The sequence below is a fragment of the Oryzomicrobium sp. genome, from assembly GCF_021287045.1.
GTDB lineage: Bacteria > Pseudomonadota > Gammaproteobacteria > Burkholderiales > Rhodocyclaceae > Oryzomicrobium.
Map to the genome: position 1 here is coordinate 1 of NZ_JAJTBG010000021.1, position 22189 is coordinate 22189.

Consider the following 22189-nt stretch of genomic DNA (forward strand, 5'->3'; position numbering starts at 1 on the left):
TCGAAGGTCTTGTCGTGGGAGCCGTATTCCTCGGCCTTCTGGGCCATCAGGCCGACGTTGGGCACGGTGCCCATGGTGCGCGGGTCGAAATTGCCGTGCCACTTACAGAAGTTGATCATCTCCTGATAGATGCGCGCGAAGGTGGATTCGGGCATCACGGCCTTGGCGTCGTAGGGCTTGCCGTCGGCGCCCCACATCTTGCCGCCGCCGCGGATCATGGCCGGCATGGAGGCGTCGACGATGATGTCGTTGGGCGAGTGGAAGTTGGTGATGCCCTTGGCGGAATCCACCATGGCCAGGCGGGGACGGTGCTCCTGGCAGGCGTGCAGGTCGCGGATGATCTCGTCGCGCTTGGATTCGGGCAGGGTGTCGATCTTCTCGTACAGGTTGGCCATGCCGTTGTTGACGTTGATGCCCAGTTCGTCGAACAGCTTGCCGTGCTTCTCGAAGGCTTCCTTGTAGTAGATCTTGACGCAGTGGCCGAAGACGATGGGGTGCGAGACCTTCATCATGGTGGCCTTGACGTGCAGCGAGAAGAGGATGCCGGCCTGGCGGCAGTCTTCCAGTTCCTTCTCGTAGAACTCGCACAGGGCCTTCTTGCTCATGAACATCGAGTCGATGATCTCGCCGGCCTGGAGGGCAACCTTCGGCTTGAGCACGATGGTCTTGCCGCTCTTGGTGGTCAGTTCCATCTTCACGTCCCGGGCCTTGTCCAGGGTCAGGGACTTTTCACCGTGGTAGAAGTCGCCGTGTTCCATGTGGGACACGTGGGTCTGGGACCACTGCTTCCATTCGCCCATGGAGTGGGGGTGCTTCTTGGCGTAGTTCTTGACCGCGGCGGGAGCACGGCGGTCGGAGTTGCCCTCGCGCAGCACCGGGTTCACCGCCGAGCCCAGGCACTTGCCATAGCGGGCCTTGAGGGTCTTCTCTTCTTCGTTGGCGGGGTTTTCCGGGTAGTCGGGGAGGGCGTAGCCCTTGCCCTGCAATTCCTTGATGCAGGCCATCAGCTGGCCTACGGAGGCGCTGATGTTGGGCAGCTTGATGATGTTGGCGTCGGGCTGGAGGGTCAGCTTGCCCAACTCGGCCAGATTGTCGGGGACGCGCTGCTCTTCGGTCAGGTAATCGGAAAACTCGGCCAGGACGCGGGCGGCCACGGAGATGTCGCTTTCGGCGACGTCGATGCCGGCCGGCGCGGTGAAGGTCCGGATGACCGGCAAGAACGCACAGGTCGCCAGCAGGGGAGCTTCGTCCGTGAGCGTGTAGATGATTTTCGATTTCCCAGCAGTCATGCTAATTCCTCGAACAGGTTTGGTCGGTGCGACAGAAGTCTTATGAATTATATCTCACCCACCGAAACAATATCCCGCCGTATGCAACGCAGCCCTTGAGGCGCCCCGGCCGGACAGGTGCGCCGAAGGGCGGGCCGGGCCGGTGCTAAGATTTCCGCTGCCTCCGGTTTGCTCCCCTTTTTTTCCTTCCGCTCTTCCTTACCGCCATGGATGCGTCCCCTGTCCCGAACCCCCTCGCCGGCGCCACGGCGGCGATCGCTCCGCGCATCGCCCAGGCCCTGATCGACGGTTTCGACAAGCACTACCGGCTGTTCCGCCAGACCAGCCGGGAGGCCAAGGCGCGTTTCGAGGGGGCCGACTGGCCGGCGGTGCATGCGGCAGTGAAGGAGCGCATCCGCTTCTACGATGACCGGGTGGAAGAGTGCGTCGAGCGCCTGCGCCACGAGTTCAAGGCCGAGACCCTGGACGATGCCACCTGGCAGCAGGTCAAGCTGCTCTACATCGGCCTCCTGCTCAACCACAAGCAGCCGGAGCTGGCCGAGACCTTCTTCAATTCGGTGTGCTGCAAGATCCTGCACCGCACCTACTTCCACAACGACTTCATCTTCGCCCGGCCGGCCATCTCCACCGAGTTCATCGAGTCCGATCCGCCCAACTACCGTAGCTACTACCCGCACCTGACCGGACTGCACGGCGCCATCCGCCAGGTGGTCCGGGATTTCGGCTGGCGGCGCGAGTGGCAGGATCTGGACCGGGACGTGGATTACGTCTGCCGGGCCGTCCTCGATTACCTGGGGGGCGCCTGGCCGAACCGGGAGGCCAATTTCCAGATCCAGGTGCTGGCCTCGGCCTTCTACCGCAACAAGGGCGCCTACATCATCGGCAAGGCCATCAACGGCCACCAGGAATACCCTTTCGCCATTCCCGTGCTGCACAGCGCCGAAGGCCAGCTCTACCTGGACACGGTGCTGCTCGACGCCTGGCGCATCTCGATCCTCTTTTCCCTGTCCCGGGCCTACTTCATGGTGGATATGGAAGTGCCCTCGGGCTACGTCCAGTTCCTGCGCTCGATCATGCCCAACAAGCCCCGCTCCGAGCTGTACACCATGCTCGGCCTGGGCAAGCAGGGCAAGACCATGTTCTTCCGCGACCTGATCCACCACATGCGCCACTCCCAGGACCGCTTCATCGTCGCCCCGGGCATCCGCGGCCTGGTGATGCTGGTGTTCACCCTGCCGTCCTACCCCTACGTGTTCAAGGTGATCAAGGACGTGTTCGGCGCCACCAAGGAGGTGGACCACGCCACGGTCAAGTACAAGTACCAACTGGTCAAGCAGGTGGACCGGGTGGGGCGCATGGCCGATACCCTGGAGTTCTCCCACGCCGCCCTGCCGCGGCAGCGCTTCTCGGACGAGCTGATCGACGAGCTGCGGCACCTGGCCCCCTCCCAGATCGAGGCGGACGACGGCGAGCAGCTGGTGATCAAGCACCTCTACATCGAGCGGCGCATGATCCCCCTCAACATGCACCTGGACCGGGCCACCCCGGAACAGGTGGACCACGCCGTGCGCGAGTACGGCAACGCCATCCGGGAGCTGGCCAGCGCCAACATCTTCCCCGGCGACATGTTGTGGAAGAACTTCGGCCTGACCCGCTACGGCCGCGTCGTGTTCTACGACTACGACGAGATCGAGCACATGACCGACGTGAACTTCCGCGCCATTCCCGAGGCCCCCTATCCGGAAATGGAAATGTCCGGCGAAGTCTGGTATTCCGTGGCGCGCAACGACGTCTTCCCCGAGGAATTCGCCACCTTCCTGCTCGGCTCCTCGCCCATCGTCCGCGCCGCCTTCCTCAAGTACCACCGGGACCTGCTCGCCCCGGCCTTCTGGCAGGCCACCCAGCAGAAGATCCGGGAGGGGCGCATCGAAGATTTCTTCCCCTATCCCGAGGAACTGCGCTTTTCGCAGCGCTTTTCCGGCACTCCCGCTACCGCCTGACGTCCGCTCCCGGGGTTTCTCCAGAATTCCCCGCCGCCGTCAGTTTCATCCGACCATCCAGATTCCACCCGATGTCCCGCCTGCTGCTGCTCAACAAGCCCTACGGGGTCCTCTCCCAATTCACCCCGGAAGGGCGCTGGCGCTCCCTGGCCGAATTCATTTCCGTGCCCGGCGTCTATCCCGCCGGCCGGCTCGACGCCGACAGCGAGGGGCTGCTGTTGCTCACCGATGATGGGGCGTTGCAAGCGCGCATCGCCGATCCCCGCTTCAAGCTGGCCAAGACCTACTGGGCCCAGGTCGAGGGCGTGCCGGATGCCGCCGCCCTGGCCGCCCTGCGCCACGGCGTGGATCTCAAGGACGGCCGCACCCGGCCAGCCCAGGCCCGGCTGATCGACGAGCCCGCCGGGCTATGGCCGCGCACCCCGCCGATCCGCTACCGGGCGGCGATCCCCACGGCCTGGATCGAGCTGACCATCAAGGAGGGCAAGAACCGCCAGGTGCGGCGCATGACGGCGGCGGTGGGCCATCCCACCCTGCGCCTGGTGCGGGCCGCCGTCGGCCCCTTCTCGGTGGACGGGCTGGCCCCGGGGGAGTGGGCGCTGCGCGAGGGCGACGGGTCGGCCCTGCTGGCGGGCCGTTAGCGGAAGCGGCGCTGGGACAGCACGGCGACCAGCACCAGGGCGGCCAGGACCGCCAGCAGCCGGTAAAACTCGTCGCAGGCCAGCAGCAGGGTCTGCTGGCCGATCAGGCGGGCCACTTCCGCCAGGGCGGCGGCGTGGGCCTCGCCTGGGGAAAAGCCCCGGGCGGCAAAGCCGGCCTCCAGGGCGGCGATCCAGCCGGCCGACACGGTGTGCTCCATGCCCCCGGCGAGTTGGGTGTGGGCGGAAAATTGCAGGTCGGTGAGGGCAATGGCCGCCAGGGAGGTGCCGAACGAGCCGGCCAACTGGCGCATCAGGTTCTTGCCCTGGTAGCCCGGGGCGAAGCGTTCCTCCCCCAGTTCGCGGAAGGTCAGGCCGGCCACCGGCAGCACGAACAAGGCGCCGAACACGCCCTTGGCCGCCAGGGCGGGCAGCAGGGCGGCGACGTTGACGTCCGGCGGCTGGGACGCCAGCAGCCAGGCCGACAGGGCCAGGGCGGCGGCGCCGGCGGCCATCAGGGGCCGCTTGGCGGGGAGTTTGGAGCCGAACCGGACGTAGGCGAAGGCCGCGGCCCAGGTCACCGCGGCGGCGAAGCTGTTGAGCAGGCCCACGGTGGAGAGGGGCATGCCCAGCCCCCGTTCCGCCAGAATAGGAAAGACGTAGCTGCTGGCGTTGGACATGCAGTAGTGCATGAAGTAGAAGCCCAGACCGAGCAGGTAGGCCGGGTGGCGCAGCTCGCGCAGCCGCAGCAGGGGCTCGTCGTGGCCCCACTGGTGGGCGGCGAACCAGCCCAGGAGCAGCAGCCCGGCCAGGGCCAGGGCGATCAGGTGCAGGGGGTTGAGGAAGACGTCGTAGCGGGCTTCCGACAGACCGAGCTGGACCAGGGTGATGGCCGCGGCGAACAACAGCAGGGGGCCGGCGGCCCAGCGCACCGGCTCACCGCTGCGCCCCACGGCGTCGGGCAGCAGCATCCAGGCGCCCGCCGCCGCCAGGGCCATCAGGGGCACGGGGGCGGCGAACACCCAGCGCCAGCCCCAGCTTTCCACCAGCCAGCCCGACAGGGCCGGCCCCAGGGCGCTCAGGCCGAACAGCACGACGATGAAGTGGCGCAGCGCCCGGGGGCGCTCCGCGGGGGCAAAGAGCAGCATCACCAGGATGCGGCTGCTGGTGAACAGGGCGCCGCCGCCGAAGCCTTCCACCAGCCGGGCCAGAGTCAGGGCCTGGAGGCCCTCGGCCAGGGCGCTGGCCACGGCCCCGGCAATGAACAGGGCGAAGGCGGCGGCCAGGTAGCGGCGGTAGCCGAAGTGGCGGGCAAGCCACTGCTGCATGGCGATCATCATCATGCTGCCGATGGCGTAGGCGGCCAGCACCTGGGCGAATTCCCGGGGGGCGGCGTCCACCCCGCCGGCGATGTGGCTGGCGGCAAAGACGAACATGCCGCTTTCGAGGAACTCCACGCCGGCGATGGCCGGCAGGAGCAGCATCAGCAGGCGCTTCTTGCGCTCGTGCCAGCCGGCCAGGTGGTGGCCGGGGGCGGGGTCGGCAGGGGCCGGATCGATCACGGCGCGGCCCCGGCGGCGGGGGGCGCGGGAAGTCGGCTGCGAACACCCGGCCCGGACGGCCGAAGCGGCGGGCGCCGGCCATCCCTGGGGTGAGCCCTCCCGGCCATGGCGCCCCGCCGGTTCAGGCGGCGAACACCCGGTTCTTGCCCGCCTGCTTGGCCGCGTACATGGCGGCGTCGGCCCGGGCCACCGCGCTTTCCTCGTTGTCCAGGTCGGTAACCTCGGTGACCCCGGCGCTGAAGGTGATGAGCAGCTTCTGGTTGTTGTGCAGGAAGAAGCGCCGGGTCAGCTCCCGCTGCAAGCGCTGCATGGCCAGCACGCCCTCGTCCCGGGGGGTGTTGGGCAGCAGCAGCAGGAATTCCTCGCCGCCGTAGCGGGCCACCGCGTCCTGGGGGCGCAGGCCGTCGCGGATCACCTGGGTCATGTGGATCAGGGCCGCGTCGCCGGCCTGGTGGCCCAGGGAATCGTTGAGCTTCTTGAAGTTGTCCACGTCGAGCAGGCCGATGCACAGGGGCGACTGGTAGCGGCGGCTGCGCGCCAGTTCCTTTTCCAGGGCCTCTTCCAGGCCGCGCCGGTTGAGGGTGCCGGTGAGCTGGTCGTGGCGCACCATGGCGCTGGTGCGTTCCAGTTCGGCCTGGAGTTCGTTGATGCGGGCCTCGGCCTGTTCCACCCGGGTCCGGGCTACGCGCAGCTCGTCCCGGGTGCGCTGGGTGTTGAGCTGGGCCACCCGGGTCTGGTGCATCACCTCGTCGAGCACCGACCCCAGCTCGGCCAGGCTGTTGGTCGACGAAATCTTGGTGGCAAAGGTTTCCAGCTTGTCGTGGTACTCCGAGGTGCTTTCGGAGAAATCCGCCAGGTGGTCCACGAAGCCGGCCAGCATCTGCTTCAGGGCTTCCCGGGCTTCTTGCAGGCTTTGCTTGAGCTGGCTCTGCTTGAAGATGACTTCCTTGAGGCGCCGTTCCGCGTCTTCCAGGTTGCGGATGTCCAGGGGGCGGGACACCAGCTCCCGGACGATTTCCACCTGGCCGTGCAGCCATTGGTCGTCGAGCACCAGTTCGCCGACGTTCTCCACCAGCAGGCCGAACAGGTGCAGCAGTTCGGTGCGGATCTCGGCCTGTTCGCCGGTGAACACTTCGATCTTGAAGGCCAGTTGCTTGACCTTGGCGGTCAGGCCGCGCAGGGCCTTGACCGAGCGGGCGGTGCGCATCGCCGTGGCCAGTTCGGCGACTTGGGCGGCCATTGCCGGGTTGTCGCGCACCACCGGCGCCAGGGCCATGTCCAGGGCGGTGGCGAGCAGTTCGCGCAGGTCGGCGAAGGCTTCCACGTCCCCCTCGTCGCCGCCGGCGAAGAACTGGGAGATGCCGGCGAAGCCGCCCAGGAACTGGGAGCCGGTCAGTCCGCTCTTGCTGGTGGTGGCCGGGTCGGGGGGCGCCTCGGCCGGGGCCAGGTCGGCCAGGGGCTCGGTGTCGGCAGGTTCGGCCGCCATGCCGGCGCCGGCCTCGCTCCAACCCCGGACCAGGCCTTGCAGGCGGGTGTAGAGGGCGTCGTCGTCCTGGCTGGCCAGCACCCGTTGCAGGCCTTCGCGCTTGCGGGCCGCGGTCAGGCCGGGCTGGCGCAGTTCCCATTGACGCAGCAACTCGCTGATCAGGGTGCCCCAGCCGGCCCGGTCCTCCAGCTCCTTGGCGTGCTGGACCAGGGCGTCGCGCAGGCCGTTCCAGCCGCCCTTCTGCATGTTGTCCTCGAGCGCCCGGGCCAGCCGCAACTGGGCCGGGGTGGCCCGGGGCAGGGCCGTCGCCAGGTTTTTCAGGGCGCTGTCGGGCAGGGCGTCGCTGCCGTCGTCCTGGGTGCCGGCGATCTCGTGATAGAGGGCGCGGTAGTTGGCGGGAGTGGGGGGGATGCGCCGGGTGGCCAGGCGCAGCAAGGCCTCGCGGGCAATGTCGAGTGGGGTTGGTTCGGCGTTCGCCATGATGGATGGTCACCGCAGGGTACGGCGAAACGCTCGCCGACGACGTATATGGACTCTGATTGTAAGGGCGAGTGGGGGTTTCCGTGGAGGGGGGGACGCCATGCGGACGGGTTGGGCTATAATCCGCGCCTGCGGTTTTGCCGGTATAGCTCAGTTGGTAGAGCACCTGCCTTGTAAGCAGGGGGTCTCGGGTTCGATTCCTGATGCCGGCACCACTCCCGCCACGGCCGGTTTGTTTTGGCGCGGCCCGCGAAAAACGTCCAGCCCTGGCCTGGACGTTTTTTTTCGCCCCGTGGCCGGGGCAGGGCACCGGGCCGGCACTGGTTTGGTGGGGTGGTTAGCAGGTTTCCGGCTGTGTGCCGCCAGTGCAAAGCTGGCGGCGGGTGTTGCGGGCGGGATGGCCGGCGCGGATTTTCATCCGATTGATATAAAAGCGAAATATTGCCGTGCCGGACGGTGGCACAGGTCTTGCGCCCTCGGGTTCGATAGAGGTGTTTCATCCGAATCGAACAAGAGAGGGGAGACCGTCCGTGACCGAAACCTTTTACGACGTCCTGCGCCGTCAGGGCATCAGCCGGCGCAGCTTCATGAAGTTCTGCAGCCTCACCGCCACCTCCCTGGGGCTGGCCCCGGCCTTCGCGCCGAAGATCGCCCACGCCCTGGAGAACAAGCCGCGCACCCCGGTGATCTGGCTGCACGGCCTGGAGTGCACCTGCTGCTCCGAATCCTTCATCCGCTCCGCCCACCCCCTGGCCAAGGACGTGGTGCTGTCGATGCTGTCCCTGGACTACGACGACACCCTGATGGCCGCCGCCGGCCACCAGGCCGAGGCGATCCTCGACGAGATCAAGAAGAAGTACAAGGGCAACTACATCCTGGCCGTGGAAGGCAACCCGCCCCTCAACGAGGACGGCATGTTCTGCTTCCAGGGCGGTAAGCCCTTCGTCGAAAAGCTCAAGTACATGGCCGCCGACTGCAAGGCCATCATCGCCTGGGGCTCCTGCGCCTCCTGGGGCTGCGTCCAGGCCGCCAAGCCCAATCCGACCCGGGCCACGCCGGTGCACAAGGTGATCACCGACAAGCCGGTGATCAAGGTGCCGGGTTGCCCGCCCATCGCCGAGGTGATGACCGGGGTGGTGACCTACATGCTCACCTTCGAGCGCCTGCCCGAGCTGGACCGCCAGGGCCGGCCGAAGATGTTCTACGGCCAGCGCATCCACGACAAGTGCTACCGCCGGCCCCACTTCGACGCCGGCCAGTTCGTCGAGGGCTGGGACGACGAGGCGGCGCGCCGCGGCTACTGCCTCTACAAGATGGGCTGCAAGGGCCCCACCACCTACAACGCCTGTTCCACCACGCGCTGGAACGGCGGCGTGTCCTTCCCCATCCAGTCCGGCCACGGCTGCATCGGCTGTTCCGAGGACGGCTTCTGGGACAAGGGCTCGTTCTACGACCGCATCACCGACATCAAGCAGTTCGGCATCGAGAGCAACGCCGACAAGGTGGGCATGGCCGTGGCCGGCGGCGTTGGCGCGGCGATCGCCGCCCACGCTGCGGTGACCGCCCTGTCCCGGGCCAAGGTCAAGCAAGGCAACGCCAGCCAAGAACAGAAGCAGGGAGAGTAAACAATGGCCGCACAACAAACCGCCAACGGCTTCAGCCTGGACAACTCCGGCAAGCGGGTCGTGGTCGACCCGGTCTGCCGCATCGAGGGCCACCTGCGGGTGGAAGTGAACGTGGACGACAAGAACGTCATCCGCAACGCCGTTTCCACCGGCACCATGTGGCGCGGCCTGGAGGTCATCCTCAAGGGCCGCGACCCGCGCGACGCCTGGGCTTTCACCCAGCGCATCTGCGGCGTGTGCACCGGCACCCACGCCCTGACCTCGGTGCGCTCGGTGGAAAACGCCCTGGGCATCCAGATTCCCGACAACGCCAACAGCATCCGCAACATCATGCAGATGGCGCTGTACGTGCACGACCACCTGGTGCACTTCTACCACCTGCACGCCCTGGACTGGGTGGACGTGGTTTCGGCGCTCAAGGCCGATCCCAAGCGCACCTCGGAGCTGGCCCAGAGCATCTCCGACTGGCCGATGTCCTCCCCGGGCTACTTCCGCGACCTGCAGAACCGGCTGAAGAAGTTCGTCGAATCGGGCCAGCTCGGCCCCTTCTCCAACGGCTACTGGGGTAGCCCGGCCTACAAGCTGCCGCCGGAAGCCAACCTGATGGCGGTGGCCCACTACCTGGAAGCCCTCGACTTCCAGAAGGAGATCGTCAAGATCCACGCCATCTACGGCGGCAAGAACCCACACCCCAACTGGATCGTCGGTGGCATGCCCTGCGCCATCAACATCAACGACGTGGGCGGGGTCGGCGCGATCAACATGGAGCGGCTCAACCTGGTCAGCTCGATCATCGACCGCACCATCGAGTTCGTCGAGAAGGTCTATGTGCCCGACCTGCTCGCCATCGCCTCCTTCTACAAGGGCTGGCTGCACGGCGGCGGCCTGTCGAGCCAGAGCGTGCTGTCCTACGGCGACGTGCCGGACATCGCCAACGACTACTCGGCCAAGAGCCTGTTGCTGCCCCGGGGCGCCATCATCAACGGCGACCTGACCAAGGTCCATGAAGTGGACCTGGTGGACCCGGCCCAGATCCAGGAATTCGTCTCCCACTCCTGGTACAAGTACGCCGACGAATCCAAGGGCCTGCACCCTTTCGACGGCGTCACCGAGCCCAATTTCGTCCTGGGCAAGAACGCCAAGGGCACCAAGACCAACATCGAGAACCTGGACGAGGGCGGCAAGTACTCCTGGCTGAAGGCCCCGCGCTGGCGCGGCCACGCCATGGAAGTGGGCCCCCTGGCGCGCTACATCATCGGCTACGTGCAGAAGAACCCGGAGTTCAAGGACCCGGTGGACATGGTGCTGAAGAAGCTCGACGTGCCCCTCACCGCCCTGTTCTCCACCCTAGGCCGCACCGCTGCCCGGGGCCTGGAATGCCAGTGGGCCGCCGAGAAGATGCGCTACTTCCAGGACCGGCTGATCGCCAACCTCAAGGCCGGCGATTCCACCACCGCCAACGTCGAGAAGTGGGACCCGTCCACCTGGCCCCAGGCCAGCAAGGGCGTCGGCTTCACCGAGGCGCCCCGGGGCGCCCTGGGCCACTGGATCCAGATCAAGGACGGCAAGATCGACAACTATCAGTGCATCGTGCCCACCACCTGGAACGGCAGCCCCCGGGACCCGGCCGGCAACATCGGCGCCTTCGAGGCCTCCCTGCTCGGCACGCCCCTGGCCAAGGCCGACCAGCCCCTGGAGATTCTGCGCACCCTGCACAGCTTCGACCCGTGCCTGGCCTGTTCCACCCACGTGATGAGCCCCGACGGTCAGGAAATGACCTCGGTCAAGGTGCGCTGACCGTCCCGGTCGCGTTCCGGTTCATACGGCAAAGGAGTCCGTCATGCATATCGAGCGTGAATTCCGGGGCGAAGGCCCCGGCGGGCGCCAGGTGCTCTCGTACTACGTGTACGAAGCCCCGGTGCGCCTGTGGCACTGGGTGAACGCCCTGGCCATCGTGGTGCTGGCCGTCACCGGCTACTTCATCGGCAAGCCCCTGCCCTCCATGGGCGGCGAGGCCAGCGACCACTACGTCATGGGCACCATCCGCTTCGCCCATTTCGCCGCCGCCTACGTCTTCGTCTTCGGCTTCATCGGGCGCATCTACTGGGCCTTCGTCGGCAACCACCACGCCCGCCAGCTGTTCATCCTGCCCTTCTGGGACAAGGCTTGGTGGGGCGAGGTGTTCTTCGAACTGCGCTGGTACCTGTTCCTCGAACCGAAGCCCAAGAAGTACATCGGCCATAACCCCCTGGCCCAGCTGTCCATGTTTTTCGCCTTCACCCTGGGTGCCACCTTTCTCATCGTCACCGGGCTGGCCCTGTACGGCGAGGGCGCCCAGGCCGGGCACTGGACCCACACCCTGTTCACCAGCTGGGTGATCCCCCTGTTCGGCCAGAGCCAGGACGTGCACACCTGGCACCGGCTGGCCATGTGGGCCTTCGTGGTGTTCGTCATGATCCACGTCTATGCGGCCATCCGCGAAGACATCATGAGCCGGCAGAGCCTGATCTCGACCATGGTCTCCGGCCACCGGATGTTCAAGGATTGACGATGGTGCGACCGTCCCCGGCGCGGCAATCCAGCGGCGACCCCGCTCCCGGATTGGCGCGCCCGGGCCGGTCGACTGGGACGCCACTCCTCCTCCGGCGCCCCTTTTCGCCGGGGCGGGCACCCGCCCACCCCGGCCATTTTCTCCACACCCGCTTCATGCGGCCCCTGGGGCTCTCCCAGGATTCCCTCGCCCGCACCCTGGGCATCTCCCGCCGCCGCCTCAACGAGATCATCGTCGGCCGCCGCGCCATCAGCGCCGACACCGCCCTGCGCCTGGCCCTGCACTTCGGCCAGGACGCCCGCTTCTGGCTGCACCTGCAACTGGAATGGGATCTCTATCAGGCCTGGAAGCACCGCCACCGCCCGGTGGTGGAAAGCTGATTTCCAATTGCCCGCCGGGTTGGCAGCCGGCCTGACGGCCTGTTGCCGCGCTTATCCCTGCTGATTTACGCAACCTGCTGTTTTCACGGCCTTTCATCCCGCAAGGCCGGGGTGGCACGGACCTTGATATGTAACGCCAACCGTTACAACGGGCGCGCCGCGCCCCTGCCAAGGTCCCGACCACCGCCATGTCTGCCCTATCCACCATGTCCGCCACGTCAGCCCTGACCCCTTTCGACCTCGACCCTGCCGCGGGCACCGATTCCCAGGTGCTGGTCCTCGGCATCGGCAACCTGCTCTGGGCCGACGAGGGCTTCGGCGTGCGCTGCGCCGAGACCCTGCACCGGGACTGGCGCCTGCCCGCCGGCGTAGCGGTGATGGACGGCGGCACCCAGGGCATGTACCTGCTGCCCTACATCCAGGGCGCCCGCCGCCTGCTGGTGTTCGACGCGGTGGACTACGGCCTGCAACCCGGCGAGGTGAAGGTGGTGCGCGACGACGAGGTGCCCCGCTTCATGGGCGCCAAGAAGATGAGCCTGCACCAGACCGGCTTCCAGGAAGTGCTGGCCGCCGCCGCCTTCACCGGCCAGTTGCCCGACACCATGGTGCTGATCGGCGTGCAGCCCGAGGACCTGGCCGACTACGGCGGCAGCCTGCGCCCCCTGATCCAGGCGCGCATCCCGGCGGCCATCGACGCCGCCGTGGCCCAGCTCGCCGCCTGGGGCTTCGCCCCGGAACGGCGCCCCGAACCTCTGGCCGAGACCCTGGCCGACGCCAGCCTCGACCAGTCCATCTACGAAGCCGGCCGCCCCGACGAGACTCTGGCCTGGCGCCTCGGCGACCCGCGCTTCCTCAACCGCCGCGACGAGATCGCGGGGGCTGCCGGCGACGTCGGCGCTGCGAACGTCCAGGGAGCCGCCTGATGTGCGTCGGCATCCCCATGCGCGTGCTGGCCGTCGCCCCGGAAAGCGCCGGGGAGGGTGAGCGCCTGCTCGCCCGCTGCGCCCCCTGGCCCGGCGACGGCAGCACCGGCCGTGAAACCATCGACACCCTGCTGCTCGGCCCGGTGGAAGAGGGCGAGTGGCTGCTCACCTTCCTCGGCGCCGCCCGGGAGCGCATCTCCGCCGCCGAGGCCGCCCAGATCGCCGCCGCCCTCGCCGCCCTGGACGTGGCCCTGCAAGCCGCCCAGGATGCCGCCAGTTCCGGGGCGCCCATCGATCCGGCCGCCTTCGACGCCTTCTTCCCCGATCTGGCCAACCGGGAACCCGAACTCCCCGACCATCTGAAACGCCCATGACCGCCACCGAAACCCTCGATCCTCACGCCGTCGGCCAGGCCATCCCCGGCCTGGTGGCCGCCGATCCCCTGGCCGAGCTGATCCGCCGCCTGGAAAGCCGCCACGGCTTTGCCGTGCCCGCCACCGCCGAGGCCTTCGACGCCTTCGCCGCCGCTCCGGGCGAGGCCCTGGTGCTGTTCGCCGAGGCCCCGGACCGGGTGCCGGAAAGCCACGACGTGGCGGTGGTGCTGCCCGAGGCGGTCAAGCACCTGCCCCGGCCGGTGCGCTTGGCGGTGCTGCCCCTAGAACTGGCCCGTGCCCTGGCCGGCCGCTACGGCGTGCGCGTCTGGCCGGCGGTGGTGGCCCTGCGCGACGGCGCCTACCTGGGGGCCATCGAGGGCATGCGCGACTGGGCGGTGTACCAGCGCGAACTGGGCGCCCTGGTGGACGGCGAAACGCGCCGGGCCCCGGGCTTCGCCATCCCGGTGGCCTCCGCCGCCCCCTCCTGCGGCGCCTGAGCCCGCACGAACATTCGATCACGCGACAAGAACGCACGCACGGAAGCGACCATGGCCCTCTTCACCGACAAGACCGTCACCCCCTTTCCCATTCCCGTGGTCGCCGGCGGTGCCATCGGCCCCGGCAGCCAGGAGGAGAGCGGCAGCCCCGAAGTGATGCCCAGCCCGGGCGACATGCGGGTATTCCGTCTGCCCCTGCCCCCCGAGCCCGACGCCCTGGCGCCGGCCCTGGCCGGCCAGCTGAAGGCCTGCATCGCCGAGTTGGCCGACGGGCTGGATGCCTGGCTGGCCGCATCTTCGGCGGCCCCCGGATCGGCCCCGGCCCCCTGCCTCGACCTGGCCCCCCTGTCGGCGGACCTCACCCGGCTCCTCGACGAGACCCTGGGGGAGGGGGAGGTCAGCGGCCGCGGCGGTGACAGTCTCCGCGTCCAGGAAACCGCCTTCGCCGGCTTGTGGAAGGTGCTCCACGCCGACGAAACCGGCGCCCTGCGCAGCCACCGCCTGGAAGTGGCGGCGATCCCTGCCGACCTGGTGGACGCCTTTCCCGAGGCCCCTCCACCGGCCCCGGCGCCGCGCCCCGGGCTGATGAACGGCGAAGCCCTGTACCGGGAACTGGTGGAGCGCTCCCGCCGCTACCGGCCCGGCCAGCCGGCCCACGTGATGAACCTGACCCTGCTGCCGGTAACCCCGGACGACCTGTCCTACTTGGACGAGGGCCTGGGCCGGGGCCGGGTCAGCCTGCTCTCCCGGGGCTACGGCAACTGCCGCCTCACCGCCACCGGCCTGCCCCACGTCTGGTGGGTGCAGTACTTCAACGCCATGGACACCCTGATCCTCAACACCCTGGAAGTGGTGGACATGCCCGAGGCCGCCCTGGCCGCCCGGGAAGACTTCGAGGACACCGCCGAACGCCTGCGCGAACTGCTCGGCGTGCTCGACGGCGACGAGGCTCCGGCGGCCGATGGCCCGGACCGCATTCCGGCGGCCACCCTGGAGGCCCTGCTCGCCGAGGCGCGCCTGGGTCAGGCCGGGCTGGATGAGCCGGAGCAGCAGGAGGAACAGGAGAGCAGCGGTGTTTGAAGGTTCCTACCTGGGCAACGACGCCCGCCTCGCCCCGGACACCAAGCTCGAATGCGGCATCTGCTGGCACGTCTACGACCCGGCGGCCGGGGACCCGGTATGGCAGATCCCGCCCGGCACCCCCTTTGCCGCCCTGCCCGACCACTGGCGCTGCCCCGAGTGCGACGCGGCCAAGACCCAGTTCATGGTGCTGGCCGGATGAGCCCCCGGTGAGCCGCAACCCCCGCTTCCCCAGTTTTCCCCGTCAGTCCGCTGCGCAGGGCGATGCCGCCCACGCCGGAGCGGCGGTTCGGGACGCCTTGGCGCCGGCGCAGGCATCGGGCGCCGAAGCCGCCGAGGCCCGGGGCAACGACCTGGCCCGGGCCTTCGCCCGTATCGCTGCCACCGCCATGGCCGGCCTGCCGATCAACCACCCGGCCCTGACCGTGGAGGCCATCGGCTTTTGCCCCTGGCAGGGCCTGGCCGTGGGCGTGCTGGTCACCCCCTGGGCGATCAACCTGATGCTGCTGCCCCTGGCCGCCGGCGACGCGGCGGCTGCGGCCGCTGGCTTCGCCCCCCTCGGCCCGGACCGCACCCGAGTGTGGGTCTTCCCCGCCGGGGACTTCGCCGCCATGGGCGGCGAGGCGCCGGAAACCGGCCCCTACCACACCGTCTCCCTGCTCTCCCCGGTGGAGGGCCTGGCCACCCAGGCCGACGCCCGCTGCTTCGCCCTGGCCACCCTGGCCGCCCTGTTCACCCCGGGCGGCATCGCCGCGCCCGAGGAACTGCCGGCCGCCAGCCCGGCCAGCGGGGCGGGCCCTGATTCAACTACCTCGTCAAACCCCGCGACTGGCGCGGACCTTGGCGATGGTGTCTCGGAAACCGGCGCTGCAAGCCAGTCTGCGCAGGGCATGGCTGGAGAACGAGCACTGGCGCGGGGTTTCGCTCCATCGGCAAAAACGGCTGCGGCGACGGGCAATGGGGGCGGGCCTGTTTTCACTGGTTCCGCCGATGCCGTGGTGGCCGTCCAGCCGGCCAGCGCCGCAAGCGCCTCGGCCCCCGCCGCCGCTCCGGCGGACGCCGCCCGCCGGGGCTTCTTCCGCCGCCTGACCGGCACCGCCGGAGGCCGGCCATGAGCGCGGCCGAAAACATGCTCATCCCGGCCGAGGCCGCTGTTGCCGCCACCCCCGCCACCCCCGCCACCGACGCTGCCATCGACGCTGCCATCGATACTGCCGCCAGCACTGTGGCCAATTCTGTAGCCACCACCGCCGGTCTCCTCGCCGGGCGCATCACCGTGAGCGCCCAGTGGCGCGGCACAGCCGACGGCGGCCGCCTGGCGGCCATCACCTGCCGGGTCGAGCGCCCCGACCTGGCCCGCCTCTTCGCCGGACTGCCGCCCCTGGCGGTGGCCGCCCGCCTGCCGCGCCTCTACGCCCTGTGTGGCGAGGCCCAGGGGGCGGCGGCCCGCCTGGCCCTGGGGCTGGCCGGTCCTGAAGACCTGGACCCGGCGCCGGTGGTGCGGGAGATGCTGCGCGAGCACGCTTGGCGCCTCTTTCTCGACTGGCCGGCCCGGGCCGGAGCGGCCCCCGACCGGGCCGGCTTCGCCGCCCTGGTGCGGGCGTCCGCCACCGAACCGGCCTGCCTGCCGGCGGCCTTGGCCGCCCGCCTGGGCTGTTCCGTAGGCGAGCTGCCCGCCCTGGCCTGGCGAGCGGCCGAAGAGGGTGCGAGCTGGGGCGCCCGGGTGGCATTGCCCGATTCCTTCGCCGGCCACCAGCTGGCCTGGGCCGCCGGAGTGGACCGGGCCTGGGGCGGCGGTTTTGCGCTCGTTACGCCGGCCACGCCTGCCACGCCGGTGGCCGACGCCCTGGCCGGCCGCTGGCGCGCCCTGCTGCGCGCCGCCCTGGCCCTGGCCGAGGCGGACGAAATGGCCCGGGCCGATTCCGCCTTTCCCGCCGAAGCCTCGACCCTGGCCTGGGAGGCGGGTTTCGCCTGCCCGGCACCGGGCGTGGGGCAGGTGAACACGGCCCGGGGCGTGCTGCGCCATACCGCCCGCCTGGGCAGCCGGGACAATGGGGAGGAGCGGGTGGCCGGGTATAGAATCGACGCCCCCACCGAGGCCCTGTTCGCCCCGGCCGGGCCCTTCGCCGCCACTCTGGCCCAGGCCCGCTGCGCCTCGCCGGCGCAAGCCCGGGAGCTGGCCGAAACCCTGGCCCTGGCCTTCGACCCCTGCGTGCCCCTGGTCTGGCGCATCGGCGCCGCGCCGGAGGCGGCGGATGACGGGGATTGGAGTGACTGCACCGCTGGAACCGGCTCCGACCCATCCCCCGCCGTGGAGAATTCCCATGCATGAAATGGCCCTGGCCGAGAGCATCCTCGGCCTGGTGGAAGAAACCGCCGCCGCCCAGGGGGTGAGCGGTGTCGGCCGGGTGCGGGCGGTGTTCCTCGACGTGGGCGAACTGTCGTCGGTGGAACCCGAGGCCCTGCTGTTCTGCTTCGACGCCGTGACCCGGGGCAGCGTCGCCGACGGCGCCCGGTTGGAAATCCAGCGCATCCCGGGGCAGGGCTGGTGCCTCAATTGCAGCCGCACCGTGCCCCTGGCCGCCCTTTACGACCCGTGCCCGGAGTGCGGCCGCCACCAGGTCCAGCCCACCGCCGGCCAGGAGATGCGGGTGCGGGAGTTCGAACTGGCCTGACGCCTTTGACCGCTGCCCGCGCCGGCTTTCCGGCATGGCATGCAGCCCGAGCAACGATCACGCAATAACCAATCGATCGGCGCCCGGCGCCGCGAACAGAAGAGAACGAGGAGATCACCATGTGTACCGTCTGCGGTTGCGCCCCCGGCGAGGTCCGGGTCGATGGAGTGGCCCACGATCATGACCACGAGCACGGCCACAGCCATGAGCATGGTCATGCACACGGCCATGCCGGGCATCACCATCATCACCACCACGCCGACGGCACCCATCACGCCCACGGTCACGATCACGCGCATGATCATGGTCACGGCAGTGGCCACGATCACCACCATCACCATGGGCACGATCACGGCCACGACCACCCCCACGGCGAGCAGGCCCACGACCACAGCCACGAGCAGGGCGCCGGTCACCACCACTACGGCCTGGGGCCCGCCGGGGCCCACGTGCCGGGGTTAAGCCAGGGGCGCATGGTCAAGATCGAGCAGGACATCCTGGCCAAGAACGACGGCTACGCCGAGCGCAATCGCCGCACCCTGGCCGACAAGGGCATCTTCGCGGTGAACCTGGTGTCCAGCCCCGGGTCGGGCAAGACCACCTTGTTGTGCCGCACCATCGAGGCCCTCAAGGCCCGCCTGGCGATCGCGGTGATCGAGGGGGACCAGCAGACCGAGTTCGACGCCGAGCGTATCCGCGCCACCGGGGCGCCGGCCTTGCAGATCAACACCGGCAAGGGCTGCCACCTGGACGCCCACATGGTCGGCCACGCCCTGGAAACCCTGGCCCCGCCGGACGATTCCCTGCTGCTGATCGAGAACGTGGGCAACCTGGTGTGCCCCGCCGCCTTCGACCTGGGCGAAGCCCACAAGGTGGTGATCCTGTCGGTCACCGAGGGGGAGGACAAGCCCCTCAAGTATCCGGACATGTTCCGCGCCGCCGGGCTGATGCTGCTCTCCAAGTGCGACCTGCTGCCCCACCTGAGCTTCGATACGGACCGGGCCATCGACTTCGCCCGCCGGGTCAATCCGGGGCTGGAGGTGATCCAGCTGTCCTCCACCAGCGGCGAGGGGTTCGACGCCTGGCTGGCGTGGCTGGAGCAGGGCGTGGCCGGCGCCCGGGCGGGCCGCCGCGATCAGGTGGAGGCCCTGAAAAAACGCATCGCCGAACTGGAAGCCCAGCTCGCCGCCAAGTAAGGTGAACGGCCGCGGCCCATGCGTGGCCGCGGCAACCCCTTTTCCCGCTTTCCCCGGCTTCCCATGAGTTCCAGCGCAGTGCCCGTTCCCCCGTCATCGTCCTCCCTGCCCGCCGTCACCGTCCTGTGCCGCCGCATCCGTGTGCGCGGCCTGGTCCAGGGGGTGGGCTACCGCCCCTTCGTCTACCGCCTGGCCTTCGAGCTGGGCCTGTCCGGCTGGGTGCGCAACGACGCCGAGGGCGTGGACATCGAGGCCCGGGGCCCGGCGCCGCTGGTGGAGCGCTTCGTTGCCCGGCTGCGCGCCGAGGCGCCGGAACTGGCCCGGGTCGAGGCGGTGGAGGTGCGCGAGGCCGCGCCGGAGCGGGGGCTGCCCGGCTTTCTCATCGTCGAGAGCCGGGGCGGCCAGGGCACCAGCACCCGCATCGGCCCGGACAGCGCCCTGTGCCACGATTGCCTGGTGGACCTGTTCACCCCGGGTAACCGCCGCCAGGGCTACGCCTTCACCCACTGCACCCACTGCGGCCCGCGCTACTCGATCACCCGGGAACTGCCCTACGACCGGGCCCGCACCAGCCTGGCGCCCTTCGCCCAGTGCCCGGCCTGCCTGGCCGAATACACCGATCCCCGGGACCGGCGCTTTCACGCCGAGGCCAACTGCTGCCCGGCCTGCGGCCCGCAACTGGCCCTGCTCGGCGCCGACGGGGCGCCCCTGGCAGACGGGATCGATGACCCGGTGGCCGGAGCGGTACGCCTGCTCCAGTCCGGCGCCATCGTCGCCATCAAGGGCTACGGCGGCTTCCACCTGGCCTGCGATGCCCGCAACCCGGCTGCCGTGGCCGAGCTGCGCCGGCGCAAGCACCGGGAAGAGAAACCCTTCGCCGTGATGGTCGCCAACGTGGCCAGCGCCGCCGCCGTGGCCGACCTGTCCGGCCCTATGGGGGCCGAGGCCGCCGGCCTGCTGGAACTGCCAGAGCGCTCGGTGGTGCTGCTGCGCAAGGGGACGGATACCGACGCCGCCCTGCCCAGGGTGGCCCCGGGCCTGGCCTGGATCGGCGCCATGCTGCCCTACGCGCCGCTCCACTACCTGCTCTTCCACGCCGCCGCCGGCCGACCCGCCGGGCTCGACTGGCTGGGGACGGACCAACCGTTGGTGCTGGTGATGACCAGCGCCAACCCCCACGGCGAGCCCCTGGTTACCGGCAACGCCGAAGCGGTGCAGCGCCTGGCCGGCATCGCCGACGCCTTCCTGCTCCACGACCGGGACATCGTCATCCGCAGCGACGATTCGGTGATCCGCCTCGACGGCGGCGGCGTCCAGTTCGTGCGCCGCGGCCGGGGTCAGACGCCGCGGCCGATCAAGCTCAAGGACGACGGTCCCACGGTGCTGGCCTTCGGCGGCTACCTGAAGAACACGGTGTGTGTGATGAAGGGCCGCGAGGCGATCCTCTCCCAGCACGTCGGCGACCTGGACAGCCCGGCCACCGTGGCCTTCCTTGAGGAAACCGTGGACCACCTGCTGCACGTCCTCGACGCCAGGCCCGATCTGGTGGCCCATGACCGGCACCCGGACTTTCCCTCCACCCGGCTGGCCCAGGCCTTTGCCGCCGCCCAGGGCATCCCGGCGGTGGCGGTGGGCCACCACCACGCCCACATCGCCGCCGTGCTGGCCGAAAGCGGCACCCCGGCCGACCACCCGGTGCTCGGTCTGGCTCTGGACGGGGTGGGGCTGGGGGACGACGGGAGTCTGTGGGGTGGCGAATTGCTGGAGGTATCCGGCGCTGGTTGCACCCGTCTCGCCGGCCTGACGCCCCTGCACCTGCCCGGTGGCGACAAGGCCGCCCGGGAACCCTGGCGTCTTGCCGCCAGCGCCCTGCACCGCCTCGGGCGCGGGGATGAAATCGAAGCCTTCGTCGCCCGCCGCCACCCGGGCCAGGAGGGCGCCGCGGTGATCGCCCGGATGCTCGCCCAGGGCGTCAATTGCCCGCCCACCTCCAGCCTGGGCCGCCTGTTCGACGCCGCCGCCGGCCTGCTCGGCCTGCGCGCCGTGCAGCGCTTCGAGGCCCAGGCCGCCATGGAGCTGGAAGGCCGGGCCGACCGGCAGCGCCGCCGGGGCGGCCGCGCCGCCGCACCCCTGGCCGGCGGCTGGCGTATTGATGATGCCGCCGATGTTGTCGGGTTCCTGGATTTTGCCCCCCTGCTGGCAACCCTGGCCGACTGGCCGGTGGAAGAGGGCGAGCGGGAAAGTACCCTGGACGCCGCCGCCGACCTGTTCCACGCCACCGTCGCCACCGGCCTGGCCGACTGGGCCGCCCGCGCGGCCCAGGCCCGGGGGCTGGGCACCGTCGCCCTGGGCGGCGGTTGCTGCCTCAACGCCCTGCTCGCCGCGGACCTGCGCGTCCACCTCAACAATCACGGCCTGGCGATGCTCGAAGCCCGCCAGGCCCCGCCCAACGACGGCGGCCTGGCCCTCGGCCAGGCCTGGGCCGCCCGCCATCACGCCCATGACTGACCCGACCCTCGCCCCCTACCTGGCCGCCTCGCCGATCGTCGACGCCGACCATCCGGACATCCGCAAAGTGGCCCGAGAGCTTGCCACCGGGACCGATGCAGACAGCGATGCCACCCCCCTGGCCGTGGCCCAACGCTGCTTTGAGTTCGTGCGCGATCAGATCCGCCACAGCTGGGATTACCGCAACGACGCCGACAATCCGCTCACCTGCACCGCCTCCGACGTGCTGCGCCACCGCACCGGTTACTGCTACGCCAAGAGCCATCTGCTGGCGGCCCTGCTGCGCGCCAACGGCATTCCCGCCGCCCTGTGCTATCAGCGCCTGACCCTGGTGCCGGGGGGCGAGCGCTACTGCCTGCACGGCCTCAACGCCGTCCATCTGCCCGGCCACGGCTGGTACCGCATCGACGCCCGGGGCAACAAGCCCGGGGTGGATGCCCGCTTCACCCCGCCGGTGGAGCGGCTGGCCTTCGTCCTGAACGACCCGGGGGAGGTGGACTTCCCCGGTCTGTGGGCCGAGCCGGTGGCGGCGGTGACCGAGGTGCTGCAAGGCTGCGTCAGCGTGGCCGATGCCATGGACAATCTGCCGGACGCCGCCGTGCTGCCCGGGACGCCCCTTTCCCTGGCCCCATTGACCCGATCCGCTTTCAAGGACGCCTGACCCATGTGCCTGGCCATTCCCGCCAAAATCGTCGATCTCCTGCCCGATGACGGCGCCCGCATCGAACTGGGCGGCGTGCGCAAGGAGATTTCCCTGGCCCTGGTGGAGGGCGTCGCGGTGGGCGACTACGTGATCGTCCACGTCGGCTACGCCCTGACCCGGCTCGACCCGGACGAGGCGGAAAAGACCCTGGCCCTGTTCGCCGCACTGGACGACGCGCAGCGCCAGGACGCCCTGGCCGCCAGCCTGGCCAACGCGTAAGGA

Annotated in this window: 21 protein-coding genes and 1 tRNA gene; 19 read left to right on the forward strand and 3 right to left on the reverse strand. The window is 69.7% G+C overall.

Going from position 1 to position 22189, the window contains the following annotated elements:
• Positions 1 to 1289: NADP-dependent isocitrate dehydrogenase (locus LWW89_RS16860; RefSeq protein ID WP_293266287.1), on the reverse strand; the 1289-nt coding region annotated here is incomplete at its 3' end.
• Positions 1290 to 1495: 206 nt separating this feature from the next.
• Between LWW89_RS16860 and aceK the strand changes: the two genes are divergently transcribed.
• Both aceK and LWW89_RS16870 read left to right on the forward strand, forming a co-directional pair.
• Positions 1496 to 3289, forward strand: coding sequence for a bifunctional isocitrate dehydrogenase kinase/phosphatase (gene aceK, locus LWW89_RS16865; protein WP_293266289.1), 1794 nt, complete (start codon positions 1496 to 1498; stop codon positions 3287 to 3289).
• Between the two features lie 71 nt (positions 3290 to 3360).
• Positions 3361 to 3930 (forward strand): pseudouridine synthase, encoded by a 570-nt coding sequence (locus tag LWW89_RS16870; protein WP_293266291.1) that lies wholly within the window; start codon positions 3361 to 3363, stop codon positions 3928 to 3930.
• On the opposite strand, the gene LWW89_RS16875 is transcribed toward LWW89_RS16870, so the two are convergent.
• Both LWW89_RS16875 and LWW89_RS16880 read right to left on the reverse strand, forming a co-directional pair.
• Positions 3927 to 5489: an MFS transporter gene (locus tag LWW89_RS16875; RefSeq protein ID WP_293266293.1), complete on the reverse strand. Its 1563-nt coding sequence runs from the start codon at positions 5487 to 5489 to the stop codon at positions 3927 to 3929. The two genes, LWW89_RS16870 and LWW89_RS16875, sit on opposite strands and share 4 nt — an antisense overlap.
• A 121-nt stretch (positions 5490 to 5610) precedes the next feature.
• A complete protein-coding gene (locus LWW89_RS16880; RefSeq protein ID WP_293266295.1) occupies positions 5611 to 7455 on the reverse strand; it encodes a GGDEF domain-containing protein in 1845 nt (614 codons plus the stop codon).
• A gap of 139 nt (positions 7456 to 7594) precedes the next feature.
• On the opposite strand from LWW89_RS16880, the gene LWW89_RS16885 reads away from it, so the two are divergent.
• The 17 genes from LWW89_RS16885 (at position 7595) to LWW89_RS16965 (ending at position 22186) form a co-directional block, all read left to right on the forward strand.
• Positions 7595 to 7670: transfer RNA gene (locus tag LWW89_RS16885), tRNA-Thr, on the forward strand.
• A 315-nt stretch (positions 7671 to 7985) separates the two neighbouring features.
• The gene (locus tag LWW89_RS16890) at positions 7986 to 9080 is read left to right on the forward strand and encodes a hydrogenase small subunit (RefSeq protein ID WP_293266297.1); all 1095 of its coding nucleotides are present in this window, start codon (positions 7986 to 7988) and stop codon (positions 9078 to 9080) included.
• 3 nt (positions 9081 to 9083) lie between these two features.
• Positions 9084 to 10877 carry a nickel-dependent hydrogenase large subunit gene (locus tag LWW89_RS16895; protein ID WP_293266299.1) on the forward strand — a complete coding sequence of 598 codons (1794 nt, stop codon included), beginning with the start codon at positions 9084 to 9086 and terminating at the stop codon, positions 10875 to 10877.
• Between the two features lie 43 nt (positions 10878 to 10920).
• Entirely contained in the window at positions 10921 to 11628 is a 708-nt protein-coding gene (gene cybH / locus LWW89_RS16900; RefSeq protein ID WP_293266301.1) for a Ni/Fe-hydrogenase, b-type cytochrome subunit, read from the forward strand.
• Between the two features lie 2 nt (positions 11629 to 11630).
• The gene (locus LWW89_RS16905) at positions 11631 to 12011 is read left to right on the forward strand and encodes a HigA family addiction module antitoxin (protein WP_293266303.1); all 381 of its coding nucleotides are present in this window, start codon (positions 11631 to 11633) and stop codon (positions 12009 to 12011) included.
• A gap of 188 nt (positions 12012 to 12199) precedes the next feature.
• On the forward strand, positions 12200 to 12934 hold the full coding sequence (locus tag LWW89_RS16910) for a HyaD/HybD family hydrogenase maturation endopeptidase (protein ID WP_293266305.1): 735 nt from the start codon (positions 12200 to 12202) through the stop codon (positions 12932 to 12934).
• Positions 12934 to 13308: a HypC/HybG/HupF family hydrogenase formation chaperone gene (locus LWW89_RS16915; RefSeq protein ID WP_293266307.1), complete on the forward strand. Its 375-nt coding sequence runs from the start codon at positions 12934 to 12936 to the stop codon at positions 13306 to 13308. Before LWW89_RS16910 ends, LWW89_RS16915 begins: the two co-directional genes overlap by 1 nt.
• Positions 13305 to 13805, forward strand: a complete 501-nt coding sequence (locus LWW89_RS16920) for a hypothetical protein (RefSeq protein ID WP_293266309.1) — start codon at positions 13305 to 13307, stop codon at positions 13803 to 13805. The genes LWW89_RS16915 and LWW89_RS16920 overlap by 4 nt, the downstream gene beginning before the upstream one ends.
• A 51-nt stretch (positions 13806 to 13856) precedes the next feature.
• Positions 13857 to 14885 carry a hydrogenase expression/formation protein gene (locus LWW89_RS16925; RefSeq protein WP_293266311.1) on the forward strand — a complete coding sequence of 343 codons (1029 nt, stop codon included), beginning with the start codon at positions 13857 to 13859 and terminating at the stop codon, positions 14883 to 14885.
• Complete coding sequence (locus LWW89_RS16930; RefSeq protein WP_334157878.1) at positions 14878 to 15087, forward strand: rubredoxin; 210 nt, start codon at positions 14878 to 14880, stop codon at positions 15085 to 15087. Before LWW89_RS16925 ends, LWW89_RS16930 begins: the two co-directional genes overlap by 8 nt.
• 7 nt (positions 15088 to 15094) lie before the next feature.
• A complete protein-coding gene (gene hybE, locus LWW89_RS16935; RefSeq protein WP_293266313.1) occupies positions 15095 to 16000 on the forward strand; it encodes a [NiFe]-hydrogenase assembly chaperone HybE in 906 nt (301 codons plus the stop codon).
• A complete protein-coding gene (locus LWW89_RS16940; RefSeq protein WP_293266315.1) occupies positions 15997 to 17217 on the forward strand; it encodes a hypothetical protein in 1221 nt (406 codons plus the stop codon). The genes hybE and LWW89_RS16940 overlap by 4 nt, the downstream gene beginning before the upstream one ends.
• On the forward strand, positions 17210 to 17560 hold the full coding sequence (gene hypA, locus LWW89_RS16945; protein ID WP_293266317.1) for a hydrogenase maturation nickel metallochaperone HypA: 351 nt from the start codon (positions 17210 to 17212) through the stop codon (positions 17558 to 17560). Before LWW89_RS16940 ends, hypA begins: the two co-directional genes overlap by 8 nt.
• Before the next feature lie 119 nt (positions 17561 to 17679).
• Positions 17680 to 18756, forward strand: coding sequence for a hydrogenase nickel incorporation protein HypB (gene hypB / locus LWW89_RS16950; protein WP_293266319.1), 1077 nt, complete (start codon positions 17680 to 17682; stop codon positions 18754 to 18756).
• A gap of 63 nt (positions 18757 to 18819) precedes the next feature.
• Positions 18820 to 21264 carry a carbamoyltransferase HypF gene (gene hypF / locus LWW89_RS16955; protein WP_293266321.1) on the forward strand — a complete coding sequence of 815 codons (2445 nt, stop codon included), beginning with the start codon at positions 18820 to 18822 and terminating at the stop codon, positions 21262 to 21264.
• The gene (locus LWW89_RS16960; protein WP_293266323.1) at positions 21257 to 21925 is read left to right on the forward strand and encodes a transglutaminase family protein; all 669 of its coding nucleotides are present in this window, start codon (positions 21257 to 21259) and stop codon (positions 21923 to 21925) included. Before hypF ends, LWW89_RS16960 begins: the two co-directional genes overlap by 8 nt.
• 3 nt (positions 21926 to 21928) lie before the next feature.
• Positions 21929 to 22186, forward strand: a complete 258-nt coding sequence (locus tag LWW89_RS16965) for a HypC/HybG/HupF family hydrogenase formation chaperone (protein WP_293266325.1) — start codon at positions 21929 to 21931, stop codon at positions 22184 to 22186.
• Positions 22187 to 22189: the final 3 nt, after the last annotated feature.